This is a genomic window from Bacillota bacterium (assembly GCA_040754675.1).
In the GTDB taxonomy this organism is placed as follows: domain Bacteria; phylum Bacillota; class Limnochordia; order Limnochordales; family Geochordaceae; genus Geochorda.
Window position 1 is genome coordinate 1 of record JBFMCJ010000585.1, and the last position, 2461, is coordinate 2461.

Below are 2461 nucleotides of genomic sequence, written 5' to 3' on the forward strand. Positions count from 1 at the left end.
CCCTGTCCTGCCCGACCCTCGGGTTTCGGTGGTGTACGGGAGCGGCCTGCCCGACCTGAGACTCGTGGCTGACGTGGCGTTGCTTGTCCCGGGTGAAGACCGGGGGACCGCCAGTGCTGACAAATACTGCTCCGGTTGTCCCCCTCAGTGCGCGTTTGACGGGTTTTTCGCCTGGCCGGCCAGCGGTGCCACGCCGTACGGCGACGGGCGCTGGAACGGCGGGGATCGCAAGCCGCACTGGGTGGCGAGGGACCTGGGCAAGGACTACTCGGTGGAAGAAATCTGGATCTGGCACGGCGGCCCCAATGGGTCGCAGCTGCGCACGGACGACGTGTACCTGGCCGCCGATGGAGCCGCCTTTCCCCAGGCGCCTGACGTGTCCCTGAGCCGCACGTGCGCTGTGGCCTACACGTTCGAGGACGTGACCTTCGTTCACCGCTTCCCGGAGCCGGTGCAGGCGCGCCACGTGAAAGTGGTCTCGGACCAGGGCTCCGATACGAGCGGGGACTGGACGGAACTCCGCGAGGTTGCTGTTATGGCCCCGCTTCCGGCCGACTCCCTGTCGCATGCCCCCTCCTGGGCGCTGCCCGAAGGTTCCGGGTTAAGCGGTGCGCCGGTGGTGCTCGTGGCGCCTGCGAGCTGGTCCGGGCACAATCCCCCGGGCTGGTCTGACCCGGAAGCGCGCTGGGTCTGGACGCTTGCCGGAGCAAACTGTGACGCCCCCTTTGGAACCACGAGGTTTCGCGTCCTGGTGGACCTTCCCGCGCGCACTGCTGCGGCCATTTCGGTTGCCGCTGATGACAAGGCCTCCGTGTGGGTGGACGGACGCGAGCTGTGGTCCTGGAACAGAGCAGGCTATTGGGCTGCAGCGCCGGTGATTCTGCCGCCGGGCCGGCACGTGCTGGCGTTCGAGTGCGAAAGCAGCGGGAACGTGGCGGGTTCCTGTGCTAGCCCCGCGGGGCTTCTTGTGAGCGTGCGCGATCTGGCGGGGACGGTGCTCGCACGCTCGGGCGGGCCTGGCTGGCAAGCGGAAAACGTGTGTCCCGACTGGGCGCAGCCGGGCAACCCGGCTCCGGGTGCACCGGTAAAGCTGCTTGCACAGTGCGGGACTGACCCCGATCCTGCGGCGTGGAAGGTTTGGGTTGAGCCGGGCACGCTGTCCGGTGCCCCTGCTGGAGAGGTGGGTTTCAGGGCGGAGTTTGACGTGGTTGAGACCATGGACGGTACCCTGTATGTGGCCGCGGATGACCGGGTGACCGTGTGGCTGGACGGGGTTTGCGTCGGGCACTCTCACGGAGGCATTTTTGCCGCGCTGCCAGTTCAACTCCGGCCGGGGCGCCACGTGCTTGCCCTTCATGCTGCAAACGCGGTGGTGGGGAGCAACAACCCTGGATGGGTTGCTGCAACCCTGAAGGACGCTTCCGGCAGGGTCGTCCTGCGGACGGGCGATCCCTGTTGGAGCAGTGCGGGTTACCTGATGCTCTACTGAAAACGGATAGGGGGTGATACAGATGGGTAAGCGGTGCTGCGTGTTGCTAGCTGCCCTGCTTGCGGTCCTGGTCGTTGCCTTCAGCCTGCCCAGTGCTGGTGTCAGGGCGAAGCTGTCGGGAGTGCTGCCGTGGCCGCTGCGGTTTGTGCAGATGCTGAGCCTAGAGGGGCTGCAGGTCAAAAGTATCGAGACGGCTTTGGGCAACGGGCCGGTGGCCGTTTCAGGCACGATTGTGGCAGGTGCTCCGGGCGCCGTGCCCGGCGGGGACGAGGTGGCTGTGCTGTGGCGGGGCATCGAGGTGGGGAAGGGCAAAGCCGCCTCTGACGGCAGCTTCAGCGTTCCCGTCCCGGCGCTTCCCGACGCCAGGCTCTCTGTCATGTACGGGCCAGCCCTGCCCGAGCTCCGGCCCTCAGTGAACGTGGCGCTGATGGTGTCGGGGCATGTTCAGGGCACCGTCACGGCCTCGTCTTCCGGCTCCAGCGCAGCCCAGGCCTGCAATGGAAAGTTCACGGACATATGGAACGCGAACAGCGGACTTCCGGGGTGGTGGCTGAGGGACCTGGGCCGCGAGCTCGACATCTCCGGGGTGCAGTTGTGGTTTGGGGGTGCCGGGAGCCAGTGCCGCTGGGCGCGGGTCAGCCTGTCTGTGGACGGCTCCTCGTTCGTCCCGGTGGCCGAGGGGTCGGTGACGGCGCCCGAGTCGAGGGCGCCGGAGAGCCCGACCCTGTCCCTTTCCCTCCCGGCCGGGACCCGGGCACGGTGGGTCAAGGTGGAAGCCGACAGCGGTTACGACTGGACGGCTCTGGTTGAAGCGGCCGTGCTGGGCAGGGTGCCGGCCACGGAGATCCTGTCCGCACCGGAGTGGACGCTGCCGGAAGGCCCCGGGTTTTCCGGCCGGGCCGCGGTGGTCGGGCAGTACGGCCAGCCCGGCCTGCCCTGGGACGCGGTGTCCGGCTGGCCGGACCCCGGGGC

The 2461-nt window shown here is 68.3% G+C and carries 2 protein-coding genes; both read left to right on the top strand.

The window, feature by feature from the left end:
- Window positions 1-1489, top strand: a 1489-nt coding sequence (locus tag AB1609_21210) for a hypothetical protein (protein ID MEW6048955.1), incomplete at its 5' end; no start/stop codon positions are given.
- A 22-nt stretch (window positions 1490-1511) separates the two neighbouring features.
- Window positions 1512-2461: discoidin domain-containing protein (locus AB1609_21215; protein ID MEW6048956.1), on the top strand; the 950-nt coding region annotated here is incomplete at its 3' end.